Origin of the sequence: Winogradskyella poriferorum (assembly GCF_050618035.1) — a bacterium.
Lineage (GTDB): Bacteria > Bacteroidota > Bacteroidia > Flavobacteriales > Flavobacteriaceae > Winogradskyella > Winogradskyella poriferorum_A.
In genome coordinates this window covers 259,002-280,222 of sequence record NZ_JBODPY010000003.1, presented here as the reverse complement: position 1 = coordinate 280,222, position 21,221 = coordinate 259,002, and the positions used below count along the sequence as shown (strand labels likewise).

At 37.4% G+C, this 21,221-nt stretch carries 26 protein-coding genes and 1 tRNA gene; 9 read left to right on the top strand and 18 right to left on the bottom strand.

The features are described 5' to 3' along the window. Positions 1 to 3: 3 nt before the first annotated feature. The 4 genes from ACRHOC_RS08705 (at position 4) to ACRHOC_RS08690 (ending at position 3,125) form a co-directional block, all read left to right on the top strand. A complete protein-coding gene (locus ACRHOC_RS08705; protein ID WP_431158217.1) occupies positions 4 to 1,005 on the top strand; it encodes a PorP/SprF family type IX secretion system membrane protein in 1,002 nt (333 codons plus the stop codon). 523 nt (positions 1,006 to 1,528) lie between these two features. Beyond that, on the top strand, positions 1,529 to 1,813 hold the full coding sequence (locus tag ACRHOC_RS08700) for a DUF2188 domain-containing protein (RefSeq protein WP_431158216.1): 285 nt from the start codon (positions 1,529 to 1,531) through the stop codon (positions 1,811 to 1,813). A 54-nt stretch (positions 1,814 to 1,867) separates the two neighbouring features. Further along, positions 1,868 to 2,305, top strand: a complete 438-nt coding sequence (locus ACRHOC_RS08695) for a hypothetical protein (RefSeq protein ID WP_431158215.1) — start codon at positions 1,868 to 1,870, stop codon at positions 2,303 to 2,305. A gap of 145 nt (positions 2,306 to 2,450) precedes the next feature. Then, positions 2,451 to 3,125, top strand: a complete 675-nt coding sequence (locus ACRHOC_RS08690; protein WP_431158214.1) for a hypothetical protein — start codon at positions 2,451 to 2,453, stop codon at positions 3,123 to 3,125. 616 nt (positions 3,126 to 3,741) lie between these two features. Here the strand turns inward: ACRHOC_RS08690 and ACRHOC_RS08685 are convergent. Beyond that, positions 3,742 to 3,815 (bottom strand) — tRNA-Met (locus ACRHOC_RS08685). 174 nt (positions 3,816 to 3,989) lie between these two features. Here ACRHOC_RS08685 and ACRHOC_RS08680 point away from each other — a divergent pair. Both ACRHOC_RS08680 and ACRHOC_RS08675 read left to right on the top strand, forming a co-directional pair. Next, positions 3,990 to 4,382 (top strand): START-like domain-containing protein, encoded by a 393-nt coding sequence (locus ACRHOC_RS08680; protein WP_431158213.1) that lies wholly within the window; start codon positions 3,990 to 3,992, stop codon positions 4,380 to 4,382. 68 nt (positions 4,383 to 4,450) lie between these two features. Next, on the top strand, positions 4,451 to 5,299 hold the full coding sequence (locus ACRHOC_RS08675; protein WP_431158211.1) for an aminotransferase class IV: 849 nt from the start codon (positions 4,451 to 4,453) through the stop codon (positions 5,297 to 5,299). 300 nt (positions 5,300 to 5,599) lie between these two features. Here the strand turns inward: ACRHOC_RS08675 and ACRHOC_RS08670 are convergent, their stop codons facing one another. From ACRHOC_RS08670 to ACRHOC_RS08650, 5 genes are all read right to left on the bottom strand, one after another. Beyond that, positions 5,600 to 6,151: a YqgE/AlgH family protein gene (locus ACRHOC_RS08670; protein WP_431158210.1), complete on the bottom strand. Its 552-nt coding sequence runs from the start codon at positions 6,149 to 6,151 to the stop codon at positions 5,600 to 5,602. 136 nt (positions 6,152 to 6,287) lie between these two features. Continuing rightward, positions 6,288 to 6,560, bottom strand: a complete 273-nt coding sequence (locus ACRHOC_RS08665) for an HU family DNA-binding protein (RefSeq protein WP_114301190.1) — start codon at positions 6,558 to 6,560, stop codon at positions 6,288 to 6,290. Positions 6,561 to 6,756: 196 nt separating this feature from the next. Beyond that, complete coding sequence (gene fmt / locus ACRHOC_RS08660; RefSeq protein WP_431158209.1) at positions 6,757 to 7,716, bottom strand: methionyl-tRNA formyltransferase; 960 nt, start codon at positions 7,714 to 7,716, stop codon at positions 6,757 to 6,759. Next, positions 7,713 to 9,608, bottom strand: a complete 1,896-nt coding sequence (locus ACRHOC_RS08655; RefSeq protein ID WP_431158208.1) for a RecQ family ATP-dependent DNA helicase — start codon at positions 9,606 to 9,608, stop codon at positions 7,713 to 7,715. The genes fmt and ACRHOC_RS08655 overlap by 4 nt, the downstream gene beginning before the upstream one ends. Before the next feature lie 2 nt (positions 9,609 to 9,610). After that, a complete protein-coding gene (locus ACRHOC_RS08650; RefSeq protein ID WP_431158207.1) occupies positions 9,611 to 10,150 on the bottom strand; it encodes an AAA family ATPase in 540 nt (179 codons plus the stop codon). Between the two features lie 90 nt (positions 10,151 to 10,240). Between ACRHOC_RS08650 and ACRHOC_RS08645 the strand changes: the two genes are divergently transcribed. The 3 genes from ACRHOC_RS08645 to murA all read left to right on the top strand — a co-directional run bounded on the left by ACRHOC_RS08645 (position 10,241) and on the right by murA (position 12,589). Further along, positions 10,241 to 10,534: a DUF493 family protein gene (locus ACRHOC_RS08645; RefSeq protein ID WP_431158433.1), complete on the top strand. Its 294-nt coding sequence runs from the start codon at positions 10,241 to 10,243 to the stop codon at positions 10,532 to 10,534. A gap of 91 nt (positions 10,535 to 10,625) precedes the next feature. Next, on the top strand, positions 10,626 to 11,267 hold the full coding sequence (locus tag ACRHOC_RS08640; RefSeq protein WP_431158206.1) for a DUF4290 domain-containing protein: 642 nt from the start codon (positions 10,626 to 10,628) through the stop codon (positions 11,265 to 11,267). Positions 11,268 to 11,272: 5 nt separating this feature from the next. Next, positions 11,273 to 12,589: a UDP-N-acetylglucosamine 1-carboxyvinyltransferase gene (murA, locus tag ACRHOC_RS08635; RefSeq protein WP_431158205.1), complete on the top strand. Its 1,317-nt coding sequence runs from the start codon at positions 11,273 to 11,275 to the stop codon at positions 12,587 to 12,589. Positions 12,590 to 12,818: 229 nt separating this feature from the next. On the opposite strand, the gene ACRHOC_RS08630 is transcribed toward murA, so the two are convergent. The 12 genes from ACRHOC_RS08630 to ACRHOC_RS08575 form a co-directional block, all read right to left on the bottom strand. Then, the gene (locus ACRHOC_RS08630; protein ID WP_431158204.1) at positions 12,819 to 14,123 is read right to left on the bottom strand and encodes a cryptochrome/photolyase family protein; all 1,305 of its coding nucleotides are present in this window, start codon (positions 14,121 to 14,123) and stop codon (positions 12,819 to 12,821) included. Between the two features lie 2 nt (positions 14,124 to 14,125). Beyond that, positions 14,126 to 14,587, bottom strand: a complete 462-nt coding sequence (locus ACRHOC_RS08625) for an SRPBCC family protein (RefSeq protein WP_431158203.1) — start codon at positions 14,585 to 14,587, stop codon at positions 14,126 to 14,128. A gap of 2 nt (positions 14,588 to 14,589) precedes the next feature. After that, positions 14,590 to 15,054 (bottom strand): TspO/MBR family protein, encoded by a 465-nt coding sequence (locus ACRHOC_RS08620; protein ID WP_431158202.1) that lies wholly within the window; start codon positions 15,052 to 15,054, stop codon positions 14,590 to 14,592. After that, positions 15,051 to 15,227: a Lacal_2735 family protein gene (locus ACRHOC_RS08615; protein WP_431158201.1), complete on the bottom strand. Its 177-nt coding sequence runs from the start codon at positions 15,225 to 15,227 to the stop codon at positions 15,051 to 15,053. Before ACRHOC_RS08615 ends, ACRHOC_RS08620 begins: the two co-directional genes overlap by 4 nt. Before the next feature lie 6 nt (positions 15,228 to 15,233). Continuing rightward, positions 15,234 to 15,773, bottom strand: a complete 540-nt coding sequence (locus tag ACRHOC_RS08610; RefSeq protein WP_431158200.1) for a glutathione peroxidase — start codon at positions 15,771 to 15,773, stop codon at positions 15,234 to 15,236. Between the two features lie 3 nt (positions 15,774 to 15,776). Continuing rightward, the gene (locus tag ACRHOC_RS08605; RefSeq protein WP_431158199.1) at positions 15,777 to 16,460 is read right to left on the bottom strand and encodes an SDR family NAD(P)-dependent oxidoreductase; all 684 of its coding nucleotides are present in this window, start codon (positions 16,458 to 16,460) and stop codon (positions 15,777 to 15,779) included. Between the two features lie 8 nt (positions 16,461 to 16,468). Beyond that, on the bottom strand, positions 16,469 to 16,696 hold the full coding sequence (locus tag ACRHOC_RS08600) for a hypothetical protein (RefSeq protein WP_431158198.1): 228 nt from the start codon (positions 16,694 to 16,696) through the stop codon (positions 16,469 to 16,471). A 3-nt stretch (positions 16,697 to 16,699) separates the two neighbouring features. Next, positions 16,700 to 17,392: a GTP cyclohydrolase I FolE gene (gene folE, locus ACRHOC_RS08595; RefSeq protein ID WP_431158197.1), complete on the bottom strand. Its 693-nt coding sequence runs from the start codon at positions 17,390 to 17,392 to the stop codon at positions 16,700 to 16,702. A gap of 55 nt (positions 17,393 to 17,447) precedes the next feature. Then, entirely contained in the window at positions 17,448 to 17,720 is a 273-nt protein-coding gene (locus tag ACRHOC_RS08590) for a TIGR03643 family protein (RefSeq protein WP_431158196.1), read from the bottom strand. Then, entirely contained in the window at positions 17,717 to 18,148 is a 432-nt protein-coding gene (locus ACRHOC_RS08585) for a hypothetical protein (RefSeq protein ID WP_431158195.1), read from the bottom strand. Before ACRHOC_RS08585 ends, ACRHOC_RS08590 begins: the two co-directional genes overlap by 4 nt. A 102-nt stretch (positions 18,149 to 18,250) precedes the next feature. Next, a complete protein-coding gene (locus ACRHOC_RS08580; protein ID WP_431158194.1) occupies positions 18,251 to 19,741 on the bottom strand; it encodes a deoxyribodipyrimidine photo-lyase/cryptochrome family protein in 1,491 nt (496 codons plus the stop codon). Continuing rightward, a complete protein-coding gene (locus ACRHOC_RS08575) occupies positions 19,742 to 21,214 on the bottom strand; it encodes a cryptochrome/photolyase family protein (RefSeq protein WP_431158193.1) in 1,473 nt (490 codons plus the stop codon). Positions 21,215 to 21,221: the final 7 nt, after the last annotated feature.

Sequence of the window (21,221 nt, the reverse complement as noted above, 5' to 3'; positions counted from 1 at the left end):
AGAATGAAATTTAGATATATAACCCTCCTCATATTTGGTTTTAGTGTTTGGTCTCTCACGGCGCAAGACCCTATTTTCACACAATCAAATTACATACAAGAAACGATAAATCCGGCCTTTTCCGGCTTTGAGGATAACGAGCGTATTGCCGCTGGTGTACTCAGTAGAACACAGTGGCCAAATCTTAATTTAAGAATCAATACCCAATTTGCCTATGCCAACAAATCTTTTGATTATGGCGACAGTATGGGCTTTGGGATTGGGATTTCGGCCCTATGGCAACACGAATCGTTTAATAACTATAATTTCTATCAGCTGAATGCCAATTATGCCCATCGAGTTAATTTAAATGGTGGTTGGTTCTTTAGACCTGCAGTTGAGGTAGGTTTTGGGTTTAAGGATATCCGCTTTAGAAGTCTAACTCTGGCCGATCAGATTAATATAAATGCTGGGACCATTGCACCAGTATCGGTAGATCCTTTAAGTAATAATGTAGAGAATGTATTCTTTGCAGATATCTCAGGTGGTTTTGTGTTTGAAAAGACCGAATTTAACGGTCGCACTTATTGGTTTGGCTTTACGGCAAAACATCTCAATACACCAAATATCTCTTTCGTAGATGGTGAAAATCTACCTTTAGATATTTTCTTTTCCGTACACGGTAATTACCGCTTTCCATTCTTAAATGATTACAGCATTATGATGACAGCCAATTTCATGCAACAAGGCCCTTATAACCGATTGGATATTGGTTCTTTGTTTCAGGTGAATGAATTTTTAATTGGTGTCACGGCAGCGACAAATCCAGCACAGAATGCTGAGAATAGCCACTTACTCACGTCTATTAATGCTTTTTTAGGTTTGGAGTATAAGGAGTTTCGATTTGGCTTGTCTTATGATATCAATACCTCAGGCATTGGCCGTACTGATGGCGTCTATGAAGTCTCCGTAACCTACTTATCACGCTGTAGACGTTGTAACACCGACCGTAGCCGTAAACGCTAGACCATTTGAAGTGAAATGCTCAAGTCTAAAACAACGATTTTAAGAAATAATGAGCTCCAAATTTTACCCGTTAGTAATCAACGATTTGAGAAGTAATGAGCGGTAATTTTTTCTTCAATAATTAAAAACTGGTCTTAGGATTTGGCAGGCGAGTGTCTACGGAAATGAATAACCGTTGAGAATCAAATGCTGTTTGAGTGCAACGAGTTCATTTTATTCAGGTTTTCATTTGCAGAAAGACCGTCGAAAATCCAGACCTAGATTTTTTTTGCTTCTTTTTTTGATCAATGCAAAAAAAGAATGAATCAGATTTTCACAAAGAATGGCAATAACGATCTTTTGGTTTTGCTACGCAATATACTTCCATTCAAAACAGTGTTTTAAATGAAAGTAGTACATCAAGGCAAAATGAACATATTAATCCTATTATTTGATTTTAGCGGAAGTTCGACATCTTTAGTAAAATAGGTTGACTATAGTATTGAACAGAATAATTAACTTTACAATAATCCAAAAGAATCTAATGTCAAAACAAAATACTTGGGCGCAAGCTATACAACAACTCATAGAAGCAATTCTAAAAGCCTTAGGCCAAGGCCCAAAACGCACCTGGCACCAACACGTAGTCCCATATGAAAATGGTTGGGCCGTAAGACGCGAAGGTAATAAACGCATTACCTCCAAACATCGCAAGCAAAGCACAGCCATAAAACGTGCTAAGACCTTAGCCAAACGTAAAAAAGCAGATGTGATCATTCACCGAGAAAGTGGTGGGATACGCGATCGTATTAGTTATGCTGAGGATTGAAAGATTGGAACATATATCGAATTTATTTATTAAAATTATTAATAGAATAGGTTAATGAGCATCATCAAAGACATTTACGACGTTGCCAAAGAAGGCGCAACCCAAGCGGCTAAAGTCAGTGCGGTAAAACGTGCGCTACGTACAGAGGCTAAACTTAACCAACGCTTTCTTATGGACATAAGCCATCACCTTAATATTCATACCAAGCGCCATATTGAGATTATAAAATACTTAGAGACAGTAGAGCTCTCTGCTGCGGTGAAATATGAGATTCCGTATTTGGCCATTTCGCGTAAAAAGGTGACTGAAGAACTCACAGAACAATATAAGATTAAACGTGCCTTAGACTACGATCTCGAGAAACTCATTGAGAGTCTGTTTCTTATGATCTCTTACCTTAAAAAGGACTATAAAAACAAGCGTATCGATTTAAACCTGCGACTTATTAATATTAATAAGTATAACAATCTGCTTCTAGAGTTGTTGCGTTAGGCTTACTTTCTCCATTTTTCAAAGCACTGGTAATCAATAAGTCTTATTTATTAAATAGTTAAATACTTACAAAATAAATACCACTCAACGAAAATAATTGTATATCATAGGAGACTCTGCTAATTTTAGCCTTTAAAATAATTCTATGATGACAACATTAAGAACACTTTTAATAGCACTTTGCTTAGTTTTTACTTTTGGTTGTGAAACTGAAGCCGTAGAGACTGAGGACTTTTTATTATCGCGACAAAATAATGCTTCAAACACCAATTCAGACGATCCTGATGAGGAAGAGGAGGATGAAACCGAGGAAGAAGAAGAGGATACCTGTGAAACCTTATTTGCCTTTGGCGATAATGAGGATTCAACGTGTTTTATAGACGATGGGTTTAACCGTTGGGGCTGGACCATAGGGCCAATAACCGATGGTGACTATACCTTCGATTTATATGCTGGCGCAGGGCAGTGCGATACCGAGCGTGGTACCCATGTTGGTGCTTTAAGTGTTACCTATAACGAAACAGAAGGTACTGTTGATGTCAATTTTGATATGCTTGAGGGCTTTGTACTTAATGAAACTCACCTTTATATTGGCAATGATCCTTATCCTATAGGAAATAACGGTCAAGATACAGTGGCACCTGGTCAGTATCCTTACCAGAACCAATTGGAGGATGCCAGTTCAGATTCTTATAGCATAAGCGATATTTCGGGTGAGATCTACATTATTGCGCATGGTGTGGTTTGTGATGCACCAGATGACGAGGAAGAGGATGATGAAGACGATGATGATGATGGTGGTAATGTGGGCGCTTTCTAGGATGAAAGTGATGTTTTCGCATTGAAGTCAGCAAATTATTACAAAATTGTGCCATTGGTCTTTTTATTGATGACTCTATCTTAATTATGAGCACTTATTAACATAGGTTAATTGTGAGCAGATAGCAGTTAAATAGATTTGTGCACTAACCAACTCAAAATCTATTTTATAGTTTTATACTAGTTAAAAATGGTATTAATAGTAATCAAAGGCACTTAGCAATAGGTGTCTTTTTTTATTGGAGGTGGTTTTCTCTTAAGAGATTTAGAGAATCTGCATTTTAGAGCCTAACCTTTGGTGTATCTCGATCTCGAAGATTTACCTTACGGTCAATCTTTTTGGGGTAGCTGTACAATAGTAAAAACCCACTATTCCTGCAAAGGCAGGAATCTCAATAATATTAGTTTTTGCAACTATCGTTAAGAACTAAGAGAAATATATCGGGATATCAAAGATTTACCTTCGGTGAATCTTTTTTGGGGAGGCCTTACAACAGTAAAAACCCACAAAACTCTGTTTTGCCAGGATTTATTTTATGCGCCTTCGCTAGCAAACAGGTTTGCGCTTGGCGCATAAAAAAAACCCTGTACATTCTTGTACTGGGTTTTTACTTTTGTAGCGAGATCGAGATTTGAACTCGAGACCTCCGGGTTATGAATCCGACGCTCTAACCAACTGAGCTACCTCGCCAACTTCCTGCGAAAGCAGGAATCTCTTTAGATCACTACTTGCGCCATAATTGCGGGTGCAAATATAAAAACAAATTCTGCTACAACAAACCAAACATTCTAAAAAAATAATTTTCTAATAAAGTTTTGAATTGTACCATAAATGTATATATTGAGCACATAATACCGACTTTAAATGGACGATAAGGAAAAATTTGAAATGGAGTTTGTGATTCAAGCATCACCTTCATTATTATACCAATATATTTCAACACCTTCTGGGCTTTCAGAATGGTTTGCCGATAATGTAAATTCTCGTGGCGAACTATTTACCTTTATTTGGGATGGCTCTGAAGAACAAGCCAAGCTCCTAAGTAAAAAGAGTAGTGAGCGTGTGAAGTTCCGTTGGATGGACGATGAAGAAGATGGTGCCTCTTACTATTTTGAAATGCGCATCCAAGTGGATGAAATTACAAAGGACGTGTCGCTTATGGTAACCGATTTCAGCGAAGATGATGAAGTAGAGGAAGCTAAAATGCTATGGACAAATCAAATCTCTAGCCTTAAACAAGTTTTAGGTTCTGCTTAACATGTAACTAACTATTCTATTATATCTTTGTCCCGATTTTTTCTAACACATTAATCGGGACTTTTTTTATGGTAAATTTTAACGGAGACCTTATCCCAACTACTGAGCATCAGCTCAGTTTTGAAAACCGTGGTTATAAGTATGGCGATGCCCTTTTTGAAACGCTAAAGGTCGTTAATGGTAAGATCTTCTTTTGGGAGGACCATTACTTTAGGCTTATGGCTTCGATGCGTATAATGCGTATGGATATCCCAATGACCTTTACCATGGAATACCTCGAGGAAGAAATCCTAAAAACTGTTGAAGGCAACGCCCTAACTAACGATGTGGCACGTGTACGCCTTAATGTAGATCGTGGTGAGGGTGGGAAGTACCGTCCGGCAAAAGATGCCAACATCAACTTTAATATTGTTGCCGAGAAGCATCCCAATCCCTTCTATACCATAGATGAAGGGTCTTATGAAGTCGATCTGTATAAAGATTATTATATAGCACCTGGTTTGCTCTCAGGGTTAAAATCCAATAATAAAGCCATTCAGGTGATTGGTAGTGTCTATGCCGAAGAAAATGGATTGGACAATTGTTTGGTGCTCAATACGAATAAAAGTGTTATTGAAGCCCTAAATGGTAACCTGTTTTTGGTGAAGGGTGACCACATTAAAACACCACCATTATCAGACGGCTGTCTTAAGGGCATTATGCGTCAGCAAGTTTTAGATGTGTTACGACAAGATGTAAACCTTATTGTTGAAGAGGCCTCGATTTCACCGTTTGAACTTCAGAAAGCCGATGAGCTCTTTGTAACCAATGTGATTGTTGGGATACAGCCCATTTCAAAATACCGTAAAAAGGAATATGGTTCAGACTTCGCGAAGTCCGTCATCACAAAAATAAACGCGAAGCTCAGATTACTTTAATAGCGCACAGTAACCATAAACAAGCTCAATAAATTCCGATGAAATCGGAAGGCACGATTTTCAGAAATAATGAGCTAGGCTCATGATTCATTCTATGGATAAGGATTGAACGAAAGTTCCAGTTCGAATCTCATTTCCGAATATATTAGCGAGTGGTACGTAGTAATTTCCTAATGAATCGTTAGGACTTTTTGATTCGTTTTGTGTCCGTACAAATGCGATAGCATTCATGACTTCTACTTTAATACATTAGAAATGACAGGAATAAAATGAATATCTAAAAAGTAAAAAAAGGTGATTTTAATTATAACTCGGATTCTCAGGTGCATTAGACCAAATGCTATACTCACCACCAAGCTCTAGCATTTTTTCACGCCAAAATGTAGAACAACTTTTAGCGATAATTTCATTATCGTATTCGTTTTCAGAGACCAGCCAAGCATTAGACTCTAGCTCATTATCCAATTGTTGCTCCGCCCAGCCACTATAGCCTAAGAAAAAGCGGATATCGTCCTTTGAGATTTTATTGGCATTAATAAGCTCTAAAACGATACTAAAATCGCCACCCCAAAAAATGCCATTGGAAATTTCCACACTATTTGGTATGAGTTCTGGTGATTTATGGATAAAATAAAGGTTGTCTTGTTCTACCGGACCACCATTGTAAATGGTAAACTCAGAATCGGTGCCTTCTACAAGATCTTTAAGGTGATACTCTAAGGGTTTGTTTAAAATAAAACCTACAGAACCAAGGGCATTGTGATCCGCTAAGAGAATCACCGCTCGATTAAATGATAAGTCACCTATAATAGATGGCTCTGCAATTAATAAATTGCCTTTAGTTGGCTTCATTATAAATGGTTCTAACGTTTTTAGAGTTACTCTAATCTAGAGTATTTTTCTCAATTACACAACTTTGGAACTTTAAACTTAAGACAAAAAAAGCCCGCTCACTGAGCAGGCTTCTTTCTAAAAATTTAAAAATATCTTAGTTTACAGCGCTATTTAAGTCAGAACCTGCCTTAAACTTCACTACATTTTTAGCTTTTATCTTGATTGTTTTGCCAGTCTGTGGGTTTCTTCCATCTCTTGCAGCTCTTCTAGAAACTGACCAAGAACCAAAACCAACTAAAGACACTCTGTTACCTTTTTGTAAAGATCCTTCGATATCAATTAATAAAGAGTCTAATGCTTTTTTAGCAGCTGCCTTAGTAATCCCAGCATTTTCTGCCATACCATTGATTAAATCTGTTTTGTTCATAAAATTTTAAATTTAAATTGTTAAAAATTCGATTTCTAATTATAGTTGTTAAAAATCCGTCTACAAATTTATTAGGAATATTAAGCTACGCAAGGAATAGCAAGGGAAAACGGCGATTTTGTTAATAAATAGGGCCTTTTGTTAATAAAGGCGTGTATTTTATCGGATTTTTTTCAATCCCAATGCCCATAAGGGCTTAGCGAAGTTTGGCTTCTTCAGAAAATTGAAATCCATTTAAGAGGGCTTTTACCTCCATTTTTCGCTTTCCAGGAAGCTGTATTTCCTTAATATGAATGTAACCACCTGAGCAGGCCACCTTTAATGTATTCTTTTCTGTAATAAGCGTTCCCGACTCCATATTATGGCTATCACTTTCTTTGTCTACCGCATATAATTTTACGGTTAACGGCTCAGCTTCACCATTATCTAAAAAGCACCATGCTGTTGGAAATGGATTTAAGCCACGGATCTTATTATATATGGTGTCCAAATCTGCCGACCAATCGATCTTACAATTATCACGATTCAATTTGTAAGCCGTTTTCAGATGTTCTGATACAGGTTGTATGGTGGTTTCCACGTCACCGGTTTCAATCAGTTGTACGGTTTTAATCACCAGCTCACTTCCTATAGCCATTAAACGATCGTGTAATGCACCAACTGTTGTATCGTCATCAATGGTTGTTTGTTCAGAAAGGATAATCGCACCAGTATCAATTTTCTCATCAATAAAGAAGGTAGTGACACCTGTTTCGGTTTCTCCATTAATGATGGCCCAATGTATTGGAGCCGCACCTCGATACTGTGGTAGTAGAGACGCATGGAGATTAAAGGTGCCATATTCTGGCATTTGCCATACCACTTTAGGCAACATGCGAAAAGCCACTACAATCTGAAGATTCGCTTCTAAAGTACGTAATTCTTCGACAAAGGATTCCGCCTTTAAATTTGTAGGCTGCAAGAACTTTAACTTATGTTCTAAGGCAAATTCTTTTACGGCAGAAGCTCTCAGCTTACGGCCACGCCCAGCAGGTTTATCGGGTGCTGTAATTACACCTACAACATTATAGTTATGGTCTAATAAGCTTTTTAAGGTTGCCACCGCAAAATCTGGTGTGCCCATAAATACGATACGTATGTCGCGCTTTGCTGTCATTTTAATCTGTAGGTATTAGTTGCTGTAAGTTCTATGGTTTGTGTTTCTAACAGTTCGGACAGAGCCTTTAGTAATTCCGATTCCGAATAGGCCAATCGTCCTAATAACTGTCGCGAAGTTAATTCTTCTTCCTTTAAAGCCACTTGGATTTCAGAAGAAACTGTTTGAATATGGTGTTTACCCGATGGTTGTTCTAAAGCTAGGCAAACCGAGCAACGGTCACAAGGCTCGCTTTTAGTTTCACCAAAGTAGGCGAGTAGCTGTTGACTTCTGCAGAAGGTATCGGTATTGATATAGTTGATTACCGCTTCGATCTGCTCGTGCTTTAACTGGTTTTGTTGGGTTATGGTACGTGCAATCGGATTAATGGTAATGTCGTCCTCTCTAGGTTGAAGAAAGACAATTTCAGAATCGGAATTGGCTAATGACAGGCTGATAATCCCATCGGTTTCCAGTTGCTTTAACTGCGCAAGGACTTTGGCTTCGGGTAATTCACTCTTGGTAATAACCAAATTAAGATTCACCTTAGTGTCATAATCAAAAATACCACCATAGGTACGTAATAAGACCTTAACTAAGGTGTTATAATCTAAGTGTTTTTCGAGGTATTGAAACAGCTGATCACTGGTCACCAAAAACTGAATTTGGGTCCTGAAATTAAAATGCTGATTTAAAGTTAATACACCATTACGATCTAATGCCAGTAAGGCATTGTAGGTCATGCTTGCATTAAGTTGATAGGTGGCACAAAAGGACTTAAAATCAAATTGATGCTGGCTGTTTTCGCCTTCACCATAGGAGATCTGAAAATAATTACAGAGTTTTTTGTACACCAATTTAATATGGTCTACTGTGGCCAAAGCACCCAAAAACTGCCGTTTGAGATGGTCTTCATCGATATGCTGTTTTAAGATAATCGCATAGGCATCGGAACCGTCACGACCTGCGCGTCCGGCTTCTTGATAATAACTTTCTAGACTTTCTGGTAAATTATAATGGATTACTGTTTTTACATTAGCCTTATCAATTCCCATTCCAAAGGCGGTTGTCGCCACCATTATTTCAATGCTACCATTGGTCCATTGCTGTAAACGCTCTTGCTTTTCTTTATTGGTAATACCACCATGGTAGTAGGTGCTCGAAAAGCCCTTAGCTTTTAAATAGCTATGAATTTCGGTCGTGGCACGTCGGTTTCTTACATAAATAATTGAAGCACCTTTGTGGGTGTTCAGGGTGTGTTCGAGTTGAAATAATTTATCATCGGTATGCACCACGCGATAAGCAATATTGGGTCGTTTAAAGGATGCTGTAAATAGTTTTGGTGCCACAAAATCGAGATTGGTAATAATATCCTCCACGATATTGTGTTTGGCCGTTGCGGTAAGCGCAATACAATTCACATTGGGATGAAGTGTGCGTAATAAGGCTATGGATTTATAGGCTGGTCTGAAGTCATTTCCCCATTGGCTGATACAATGGGCTTCATCTACCGCAATAAGGTTCACCTTCATCTGTTGTATGCGCTCTTGTACTAAGGGTTGTTGCAAACGCTCTGGTGATAGATATAGGAACTTGTAATTGCCATAAATGCAATTGTCCAATAAGGTATCTAATTCACTATAAGAGATGCCAGAGGTCAAAGCAATAGCTTTTATGCCTTTTTGTTTTAAGGTATTCACCTGATCTTTCATTAAGGCAATTAAAGGCGATACCACAATACAAAGACCATCTTTGATTAATGCCGGAATTTGAAAGCAAATAGATTTGCCACCACCTGTTGGTAAAAGGGCAAAGGTATCTTCATTATCAAGCACGGCATTAATAATGTCTTCCTGTAAGGGTCTAAAGGCAGTGTAATTCCAATAACGTTCTAAAACTTCTATGGGATGCATTACTACAAATTTAAGACCTCTAGTACAAAGTCCGAGCGTTTTTCAATACTCTCAAAAGGCACATCAATCAATTGGTAGCCAAAACGCATATAGGTTTTTAGCAAATGGTGATGGATTTCTATGGCTTGTTCAAAATTCTCGTAACGCTCGTTGTCTGACGTATAGATTTCTTGCCAAGGCGCCAAAATAAAGACGTAATCGTATTTATGGTCGTTACAGGTCTCAACAAAATGATGCGGATAGTCATCGCCAATAAAGTCCATATAGGCCAAAACGTCAGGCAAGCCACGATCTAAAAAAACAGTATTCGCTGTCTCTTCAGAAGCTTTTATAAACTGCTGTTTTCGACCCTCTAAGAGCTTCTTACTAAAGAGCAGTGGTTTGGTTAAGAACAGTTGCTCAATACCGTCTTTACGAGCTTGTAAGGTCACCTGGCGTGAGATTTCATCATAGCACAAAAAACCACGCTGTTTAAGGTGATTGATGATAGATGATTTACCAGTACCTGGTCCGCCCGTAATGACAATTTTCTTTGGATTCAAATTGGCAATATTTTTGCAGTAAAATTCGTGATAAAAAATAAGACTGAAAAATGTATAGATAACGTATCTTTGCATCTTGAAAATAAGACTATGGAAAGCACCAATAATTCGGATGAATTTTATAAAAAATTAAAGGTTCAACTACAAGACACTGCCTTGTGGCCAACGACCTATTTGTATAAGTTTATTGTGATCTCAGAAACGGAGAAAATCAATCAACTTAAGGAGCTTTTTAATCACCAAGGTGCTGTGATTAATACACGTGAATCCAAAAACGGAAAATACACGAGTGTCTCTATTAATGTTAGGATGAAAAATCCTGATGCAGTCATCGCCAAATACAAAGAAGTTGCAGTCAAAATCGAAGGTGTAATTTCCCTATAAATTTTCTTTTAGGCGTCATAATTTTTTGTACTTTGCGACAAAACCTAGAGACTACGGGTTTTTGTTTAGTTGACTACACATTTATATAATTTTGATTGACGATTTAGAATACAACACGGAGCGCGAGCATTTGATTATACCAGAATATGGACGTCATCTGCAAAAGATGATTAATTATGCCAAGACGCGCGAAACAAAAGAAGAACGTAATAAATTAGCACAGGCCATTATATCTGTAATGGGAAATCTACAACCTCATTTAAGAGATGTGCCTGATTTTCAGCATAAATTATGGGATCAGCTTTTTATAATGGCTGATTTTGAATTGGATGCCGATTCGCCTTACCCAAGACCTTCGAAAGAGGAATTAACATCACGACCAGATCCTTTAAAATACCCACAGAATCATCCTAAATACCGTTTTTATGGGAATAATATAAAGACAATGATCGATGTGGCACGTACTTGGGATGATGGGGAAATGAAAGAAGCCTTAGTGTATACTATTGCCAACCATATGAAAAAGTGTTACCTCAATTGGAATAAGGATAGTGTGGAGGATTCAGTCATTTTCGAGCACTTGTTCGAATTATCTAATGGCGAAATAAATCTAAAAAATAGCGAGGAAGATCTTAGTGATTCGTCTAGCCTGTTGCGTGCCAAATCTAAATATGGTAACAAAGGCGGGAAAAAATCTAAAAAGAAATATTCTAGTAATAGAAAACGTTACTAAGACCTATGAGTACATTTAAAATAGAAGGTGGCCACCAACTCAAAGGATCTATAAAGCCACAGGGTGCAAAAAATGAAGCACTCCAGATCTTATGTGCCGTACTTTTAACACCAGAGACGGTTACTATTAATAACATCCCAGATATTGTTGACGTCAATAAATTAATTACCCTGCTTGGTAATCTTGGTGTTGAGGTAAAGAAACTAGGCGATAACACCTATTCCTTTAAGGCTGAAAATATCAATTTGGCCTACTTAGAGTCCGATCAATTTAAGGTTGAAGGACGTGGTCTAAGAGGATCCATTATGATTGTTGGACCTTTGTTAGCCCGTTTTGGTAAAGGGTATATTCCAAAACCAGGAGGTGATAAGATTGGGCGTAGACGTTTAGATACCCATTTTGAAGGTTTTATAAATCTTGGTGCCAAATTTAGATACAACAAAGAGGATTATTTCTATGGTGTTGAGGCTGAAAAGCTTAAGGGAACGTACATGCTTCTAGATGAGGCTTCCGTAACTGGTACTGCTAATATTGTCATGGCAGCGGTTTTAGCCGAAGGAACAACCACCATATATAATGCTGCTTGTGAGCCTTACTTACAACAGCTGTGTAAGATGTTGAACCGTATGGGCGCAAAAATTTCAGGCATTGGTTCTAATATGCTTATCATAGAAGGTGTCGAGAGCTTAGGTGGTACAGAGCATACCATGTTACCAGACATGATCGAAATAGGCAGTTGGATAGGTTTAGCTGCGATGACAAAGAGTGAGCTTACGATTAAAGATGTAAGCTGGAGTGACTTAGGGCAAATACCAAATGTCTTTAGAAAATTAGGCATTACTGTAGAGCAACGTGGTGATGATATTCATATACCAGCACATAAAGAAGGGTATCAAATACAAAACTATATTGATGGATCTATTTTGACCATTGCAGATGCGCCATGGCCAGGATTTACACCAGACTTATTGAGTATCGTACTAGTTATTGCAACGCAGGCGAGAGGTGAGGTGCTCATTCATCAAAAGATGTTTGAGAGCCGTTTGTTCTTTGTGGATAAACTTATTGATATGGGAGCAAAGATTATTTTGTGTGATCCGCATAGAGCGACAGTGATAGGACATGATTTTAAATCAACTTTAAAAGCAACGACCATGACTTCGCCAGATATTAGAGCTGGTATTTCTTTATTGATTGCGGCCCTTTCGGCAAAAGGAACATCAATTATTCACAATATTGAACAGATTGATCGTGGTTATGAGAATATAGACAGTCGTTTACGTGCTATTGGTGCAAAAATAGAGCGTTTGCCAGGCAACTAATTCAAATAAAATATACTGGAAAGGCTTTAGGTAGAATAACTTGAAGTCTTTTTTTTTGGCCTAAAAAACTAAAAGCCCTGAGGCACATCAGGGCTTTTAAAATTGTTTTTGAAATGGTTATTTTCAGGTCAAGACGTTAACGTCTTAACAAAATAACGCATTGTATTTTATATTATTGCATAAATTTTTGAAAAAAAGTTAATTTTTTAAAAATAAGTACTTCTTTCTGTTAATTCAGTGCGGATTTATAGGTTTCTAGACAGCGTTCACGCGCCATTTTATGATCCACCATTTGTTGTGGATAGGTTAATTCTTGAAAATCGGGCACCCATGTTTTGATATACTCCAATTGTTTATCAAACTTTTGAATTTGGGAGGTGGGATTAAAAATTCTAAAATATGGTGCGGCATCGACTCCAGAACCTGCGACCCATTGCCAATTGCCAACATTGCTTGCCATCTCATAGTCATGCAATTTTTCTGCAAAATAGGCTTCGCCCCAACGCCAATCAATCAACAAGTGTTTACACAAAAAACTACCCACCAACATACGCACTCTATTATGCATAAATCCGGTTTCATTTAATTGGCGCATACCAGCATCCACTAAGGGGTAACCTGTATTGCCTTCACACCAGAGTTTGAACTCCTCAGCATTATTGCGCCATTCGATGCGATCGTATTTAGGTTTAAAGGCTTTGTCTTTAGTATGTGGGAAATGCCACAATATTTGCATAAAGAATTCGCGCCAAATGAGTTCTTGCCAGAATATCTCATTCTCTTCTTGTATGGCTTTGTGTACCATTTTACGAATACTTACGGTACCAAAACGTAGGTGAGGTCCTAAGCGCGATGTGGCATCTTTAGCAGGGAAGTTCCTCGTAGCTTCATATTCTTGGATAAGCTTAGGTGTGACCTCGTAGGGTTTAATTACTTGAGTAGCGCGTTTAAACCCGATTTGCTCTAAGCTTAGATTTGGTAAATGAGTTGCCTTCACCAAATTATTGAGATGGTCTTCGGATGGATAAAACTTAAAGTCAGTAGTTTTAAATTGTGCTTTCCAAGTTCGCATATAGGGTGTATAGACGACATAAGGATCACCATCTTTTTTAACCACCTCGTTTTTTTCGAAAATGACTTGGTCTTTATAGGTATGGAAGCTGATGCCTTGTCCGTTGAGAAAGGCTTTTATTTCCTGATCGCGTTCGGTGGCATAGGGCTCATAATCGTGATTGGTATATACAGCTTCAATCTGATGCGTCTCTACCAATGATTTGTAGATCTCTAAGGGTTTACCATAGTATATACCAATACTGCTACCAAAGTTGTCTTGGAGTGTACTGCGCATATCTTGAAGTGTATCGTGTATAAAGGTAACACGAGCATCATCTTCAGGTAATTTATCCAGAATGTCCTTATCGAAAATAAAAATAGGCATCACATTGTGATTGCCTTGTAAGGCTTTAAATAAGCCTACATTATCAGAAAGTCTAAGGTCTCGTCTAAACCAAAATATTGAAATCGGTGTCTGCATAATTAATAAGTGCCAAATAACAATTCGAGTTGTTCGCGTCTGTAGTTAAAAATAGATTCTAGTTTAGGTTTAACTAATACAGGATGTACCATTCGTCCTAAAATACCAAATGGGACCTTGTAATCGATAATGTCTTCCATTTCTACACCACCATCGATCTCATGTACAAAGTGCTTATGATGCCAAAAGGCATAAGGTCCATATAATTGAAGGTCTACAAAATACTTTTTCTCTTCATATTGGGTAATCTCGCTCACCCACTTGGTCTTAAATCCAGGTAGTGGTGTAACACTATATTGAAGTACTTGGCCAGCATACATGGGTCTATCAGCACCAGAAATAATGTTCATGTTCATTTCTTGTGGTGTTAACTTCGATAAGTTTGCTGGATTGCACAAAAAGTTCCAAGCTTCGTCTAAGCTTATGGGTAGTTTTTGAGTTTTATGAAGCGTGTAAATTTTCATGATTAGTTATTAAAAACAACATAGGTGTTGAGCGAAATGGCGATACAGAGCCAAATCAGGTAGGGTAGAAGGAGGTACTTCGCCGTTTTAAGCCGATCACTTCTAAAGGTAATAAAGAAATAGAAAATGACGAGCATGAGCATTATTAAGGTTAATAAGGCCACCATTGTCAACTTTTGGTTAAAAAACACCCAATTCCAACTCACATTTAGTAAGACTTGGAATCCATAAAATCCCCAAAGAAATTTTGAGCCTCTTATATCAAATAGTTCAACCAGATACCAAGAAAAGCAAAGCATTATTAAGGTCCAAGCTGCACCAAAAACCCAGCCTGGAGGTGTCCAAGGCGCTCTATTAAGATTGCGATACCATTCGCCCGTTGGGCCTTCACCCATTATTAAATTACCTAAGGCTAATCCTCCAAAATTTATAATAAGAAATACTATGAGGTAGCCTATTTTTTTCAAACCGTATCGACCTTAATTGCTTCAATACGATCTAAGATTTTTTGGGCTTCTGAGTATTTTTTATCGCTCTCGGCACGGTTGGTTGTTGATAAACGATGCCAGTCTGCCATAAGCTTTTCATACTGTTTTTGAAGTTTGTCTACTTCCGATGTTTTTTTAAATAATCCAAACATAAGTTCTTAGTTTAAATATTTGGTAATTCTACTATTGAAGGGTTTTGTGATGGAATAGAAATAGTCTAAAAATTCACCTTTTTCGTCCACTAAATATTTCTGGAAATTCCATTTCACAGAAGAATTCTGTTTGCCATTTACGTATTTCTTGGTCAACCACTCATATAAAGGGTGTTGCTCTGGTCCTTTAACATCGATTTTCTCGGTGATTAAAAAAGATACACCATAATTTAACTGACAAAATTCTTGAATGTCTTCAGCATTTCCTGGTTCTTGACCACCAAACTGGTTACATGGTACACCAATGACGACAAGGTTGTCCTTATATGTTAAGTGCAATTTTTGAAGCTCCTTATACTGTGGTGTAAAGCCACATTTAGACGCAACATTTACAAATAGAATTTTTTTGCCTTTATAGTCTGATAAATCTATAGGTTGCCCTTGCAAACTATTAATTTGTATATCATATAAGGACTTTGAGGCATTTTGTACCACCTCTTTATCTGTAGTCGATAGTGTACCGACAAATGCTTTTAATGGGTTCATAGTTTATATTTTAAAGCTTACGATACCACAATCCATTTCAAAGATTTGTCCTGAAAGCGAAGCCGCTTTTTCAGAGAGTAAGAAGGTTGCCATATCTGCAACTTCTTGAGGTTGTAAGTACTTTTTTAAAGGATGACGCTCGTTCATGTTATCGATCATCCGTTCATTTCTTAATAATTTGGATGCTAAATCCGTATCTGTAACTGTAGGTGCAATGGCATTAACACGTATGGTAGGCGCCAACTCCGCACCTAAGGATTTAGTAAGTCCTTCTACTGCCGATTTAGAGGCCGCAACACTCGCATGGAATGGCATACCTAATTTAGACGCTACTGTGCTAAACAATAGAATAGCCGGTTTATTACCATTTTTTAGAACAGGTACGTATTTCTGTACGGCTTTTACGGCACCAATAACGTTAATCTCAAAATCGTTTCTAAAGTCATCTGTACTCAAACGACTAATCGGCTTTAAATTAATACTCCCAGGACAATATACAAGACCATCGGCTGCATCGATCTCTGGCAATGCATCGGTAAGTATATCGCACTCATGATGCTCTAAATTTGGATGCGTTTGTTCAGGCGCATTTCTGCTTATGTTTATGACCTTATGCGAAGAAAGCAAAGATGAGACAATAGCGTTGCCTATACCTCTGCTTCCGCCCACAACAATAATTGTATTCATAGTGTTGATTATGCCGCTGTTAATGGACGACCTTTAAGTCGTTTTTCAATTTTTTGCTTGATTACGGTTAAACGCTTCATCAAGTCCATTAGCTTAGCGTCTTTCTTTTGTTTGTAAACTTCGTTAACACCAAGGATGATTTCTTTTGCTTCTCTAGCGGCCAAAATTCTATCACTTGTCGTTTTGAAGGAATGTTTCCTGTTTTCAAATTCAAAGGCTCTTTCTAAAATATCCATAGCTTAATTGTTTAAATAATTCTGTAATTCTGCGATCTTTTCAGGTCTGTTAAACTCACCACCATAGTAGGTTGTTACTGTTGCTGAAGTATCATCCTTAACACCACGTGAAGAAACACATAGATGCTTGGCATCAATAATTACCGCTACGTCTTCAGTCTGTAACACTGTTTTTAATTCGTTAGCGATTTGATTAGTTAAGCGTTCTTGTACCTGTGGTCGTTTGGCATAATACTGCACAATACGATTGAGTTTAGATAAGCCAATAACCTTACCTGATGATTTGTACGCCACATGTGCCTTTCCAATAATTGGAACAAAGTGGTGTTCGCAGTTTGAGTAAAATGTAATATCCTTTTCTACCAACATTTGATTGTATTGGTACTTATTATCGAAAAGGGCTACTTTAGGTTTGTTTTCTGGGTCGAGACCAGAGAAAATTTCCTCTACATACATTTTAGCCACCCTGTCTGGTGTGCCTTTTAATGAATCATCAGTAAGATCGAGGCCTAAAACGTCCATAATCTCTGAAAATAATATAGTTATACGCTTTTTCTTTTCGTCGTTAGACATATCAAAAGCGTTCGCTTTCATTGGTGTTTCTAAACTTGTAAATAGGTGGTCGTCTCCGATATCTTCTGTTGTAAAACCATTAAGGTGATGACCATTCTTAAGGGAAGTTGTTTCTGTTTTCATAGAATCTTTTTAATGTGCTGTCTTTAAGTACTCCAAGCTTAAATCAAAGCACGAGTTAACGTTTTGAAATAGAGTTATTTGATATTGTTCTTTGACGCGAACACTTAAATCTGCCTTTGTCAAACGTTCTTTTTTTACTGTGTTTCGTTGAGCGCCCTTGAACACGAGCTCTCCACATTCTGAAACTACTAGGTTTCATTTCTTTTCGCATGAGTTCGACCACCTCTTGCTCTTTGAGTCCAAACTGGAAAGTTATGGCTTCAAATGGTGTTCGGTCTTCCCATGCCATTTCTATAATACGGTCAATATGTTGTGCTTCTAAATTCATAGTCCTGCTGGCATTGCATACTGCATATCATACTTTACTTTCTCGTCTAACAGCTTATCAAAAAACTTTTTATTCTCTCTAAAGGTTTTACTATCTCTAAAATGAATGAAACGGCCTTGCGCATGTAAACTCGAGCCATTCACTTTATAGATGACAAGCTGATAATAAGGAATGATCCATGTAAAATTTTTCAATCCTTGATTAATACGCACTAAAATACCGTTCGGTCTTAGTTCTATATTGGCATAATTGATATCAGACACTCTGTTCATCATGCTTTGCATGTTTTGACTAACTTCATCAATAATCATCCGTTTTGACCCTATACCTTTCATTTTCAATTTCTGTACCAAACTAAACGGTTGACCTACCAAGTCCGCGATAATTTGCTTGTGCTCAGGATTGTTATGTGTGGTATTTAATATCATAATCTATGCTAATATACAAAATGTTTAATCTTTTGGATTATAAGTTAAACAAAAATTAACAGAGAATTAAGATTGTAGGAAAACTTGTGTTATTTTAAGGTATTACTCGTTTCTGAGCATTCGTCCTCTGTCCTGTATAGTATGTCGCCGAAGTATGCGAAAACTTTCACGAACTACCTCAGGGTCTTCTTTCATATTCCAAAGAATTTCGCTTGCTAATTTGCGGTTCTTATTTATGTCTACAATTGGTTGTGGATAATCACGTCCTAGTTTGAAGTTGTAGAAGCCTTGTTCGAGCTCTGTCATTAAATAAGGTTCATGAATAAATGGCACCTCTAATTGCGCCAATTCTGGAACCCATTTTTTTATAAATGTTGCATCAGGATCGTGTTTGAGCCCATTGACGGTAGGATTGTAAATGCGTAAATTATTAATGCCAGTTTCACCAGCTTGCATCTGTAATTGTGGGAAATGAATACCAGGTTCAAAATCCAGAAACTGCTGTGAAAGATGTGCGGAGGCATCTTGCCATGGTTGCCATAAAATATGGGTAAAGAAGGAAACTAACATGGCACGCATCCTAAAATTAACATAACCAGTTTCAATTAAACAACGCATACTTGCATCGACTAAAGGAAAGCCGGTTTGGCCTTCTTGCCATGCTTGCTGATAGCGTTTAGAGATACTCTTTTTGAGTTTGTGATAGCCTTTGTTAACACTCGCACTCTCCATGGTATGCTCCATTTCAAACTTTTGTATAAAATGCGCCTGCCAGCGTAATCTGGAAAGAAAGGCACCTATATGTCTTTTGTCTGATGTTGTTGCTCGTAATTCTTGCCCCTTTTGAAATATTTGCCTTATGGATACATTTCCCCATGAAATATAAGGCGAAAGTCTACTACAACTCTTGCGTGAAGCTTCGGGTTTAGAAATGTTAAACATGTACTCTTGATGCCTACTGTCAAAGAAGGAATTGGCATATTTCCATGCCATAGTTGTACCACCTTTTTGAAAGTTACTTTCAGCTGGTGTCTCTAATGGAGTAACCGTTGAAACTGCTTCGAGTGCTTTAATAGCTTCTAAATCTAATAATTGCTGGTCCTTAGGTTGAAATGCTTCAAGTGATTGATACATGTAGGATTCCCAATTTTCAAACCAATTATCGCGATTTGCCAGTCCACGTTCCACACCATTATTCTTACTTTCTACCCAATCAATAAGATTATTGCGACAATAGCGTTTAAATTCTTTGTCTCTATTGTAAGTGACAAGCAATCCTGTTTCTACATGAGAGTATACCGTTTCGACCTTATAATAGGTTTGAATAAGGTTAAAAGCACTCTGAATATCACTTGTTATGGTAAGTATTTTGGTGTTATATTCTAAAAGCTGCTCATTTAAATCCCTTAGTGATTCTTTAATAAAATTAAAATGGCGCGTACTGTAATGTGCGTCGTTAAGCAACATGTGCTCAAATACATATAGCAGTAGGGTGGGTTTACCAGATTTTAGAGCATTGGAAATAGCTTCATTATCCTGAAGTCTCAAATCGCGTTTTAACCAAACAACATGTATAGGTTTTCGTTCTATCATTTATAGCGTTTCAAAAAAGGAAGCCGCATTTTTAAAATGCACCTCTTTTGTTTCCTGTTTCATTTTGTCAAATGTTCTAATGAGCATTCCTAGTCTGGGATTACTCAAAAAGAAATCACGATGCTTATCCATAAAAGTCCAGAAGAGACCATCCCATGTCCTTTGCCATTCTCCTTTGCTGTAATTACTCATTTTCATGATGTAATTACTACTGCTGATATAGGGTTTTGTAGACATTAAGCCACCATCTGCATAAAGGCTCATGCCATAGACATTCGGTACCATAACCCAATCGTAAGCATCGATAAAGAGCTCCATGAACCATTGGTAAACATCATCGGGATCAAATTCACATAAGACCATAAAATTACCGAGTATCATCAAACGTTCGATGTGATGTGCGTAGCCAGTTTTTAAAACTTTTTTGATGACATCATCAATAGGTTCAATTCCTGTGGACCCATCATAAAAAGACGCTGGGATTTTTCTACTGAATTTCCAGAAATTTTTAGTGCGTTCTTGGGTACCTTTGGCTTCATAGACACCACGTATAAATTCACGCCAGCCAAGAATCTGTCGCACAAATCCCTCTGTAGAATTTAAAGGTACACCGTTGTCATTTGCAAATCTTATAGCCTTCTGTATAATGTCCATAGGATCTAGTAAGCCTACATTGATGAGTGGTGACAAAAGACTATGGTTTAAAAAGTGCTCTTCCTTAACAATAGCATCTTCATAAGGACCAAACTCATGAAAACGTTTCACAAAAAATTGCTCTAACCAATCTGACGCTGATTTAAAATCTATTGGGTAGGTTATAAAATCATTAAGATCACCATAATGATTTGCAAAGTTTGAATGTACATAGTCTTCAGCTTCTTTATGGTAATCGCTCTTATCTGGAAACTGAATAAATGGTGGTATTTTGTCTTTTGGATATTTTTTTCGATTGTCGGAATCATAAGTAAGTTTACCGCCTTCTGGTTCGCCAGAAACCATTAGTATATCTCGATTTTTTCGTTCTGATTTATAAAATGCGGTTTGAAAGAATTTCTTTTTTGTAGGTTTAAAGAACGAACTGAGTTCTTCTTTGGTATTAATAAATAGGGGATTATTAAGCCAATTTATACTTATTGATGCAGATGCATGATTAATATGTTTTTGAAGCCAATTATCAGTTGGGTCAATACAATGCAATTTGGTGATACCTTTTTCAATCAAATCAGCAATTAATATGCGAACATCATGTTGCTTTGAAATGGCTTCAATATAATGCACTGTCTTCCCATGAGACTCAAGGTGATCTTTATAGGCTTGCATACTTGCTCTATGAAAGGCGATCTTCTGCTTGTGGAACTTGTAATGCGTACAGAATAGAAATTCCTCGACCAGATAGATATCACAATCTATCTCAATTAAAGGAGAGTCTTTAAATAATTGATGCGGAAAAACTAGGGCAACTTCTTTTCTCATTTCACTT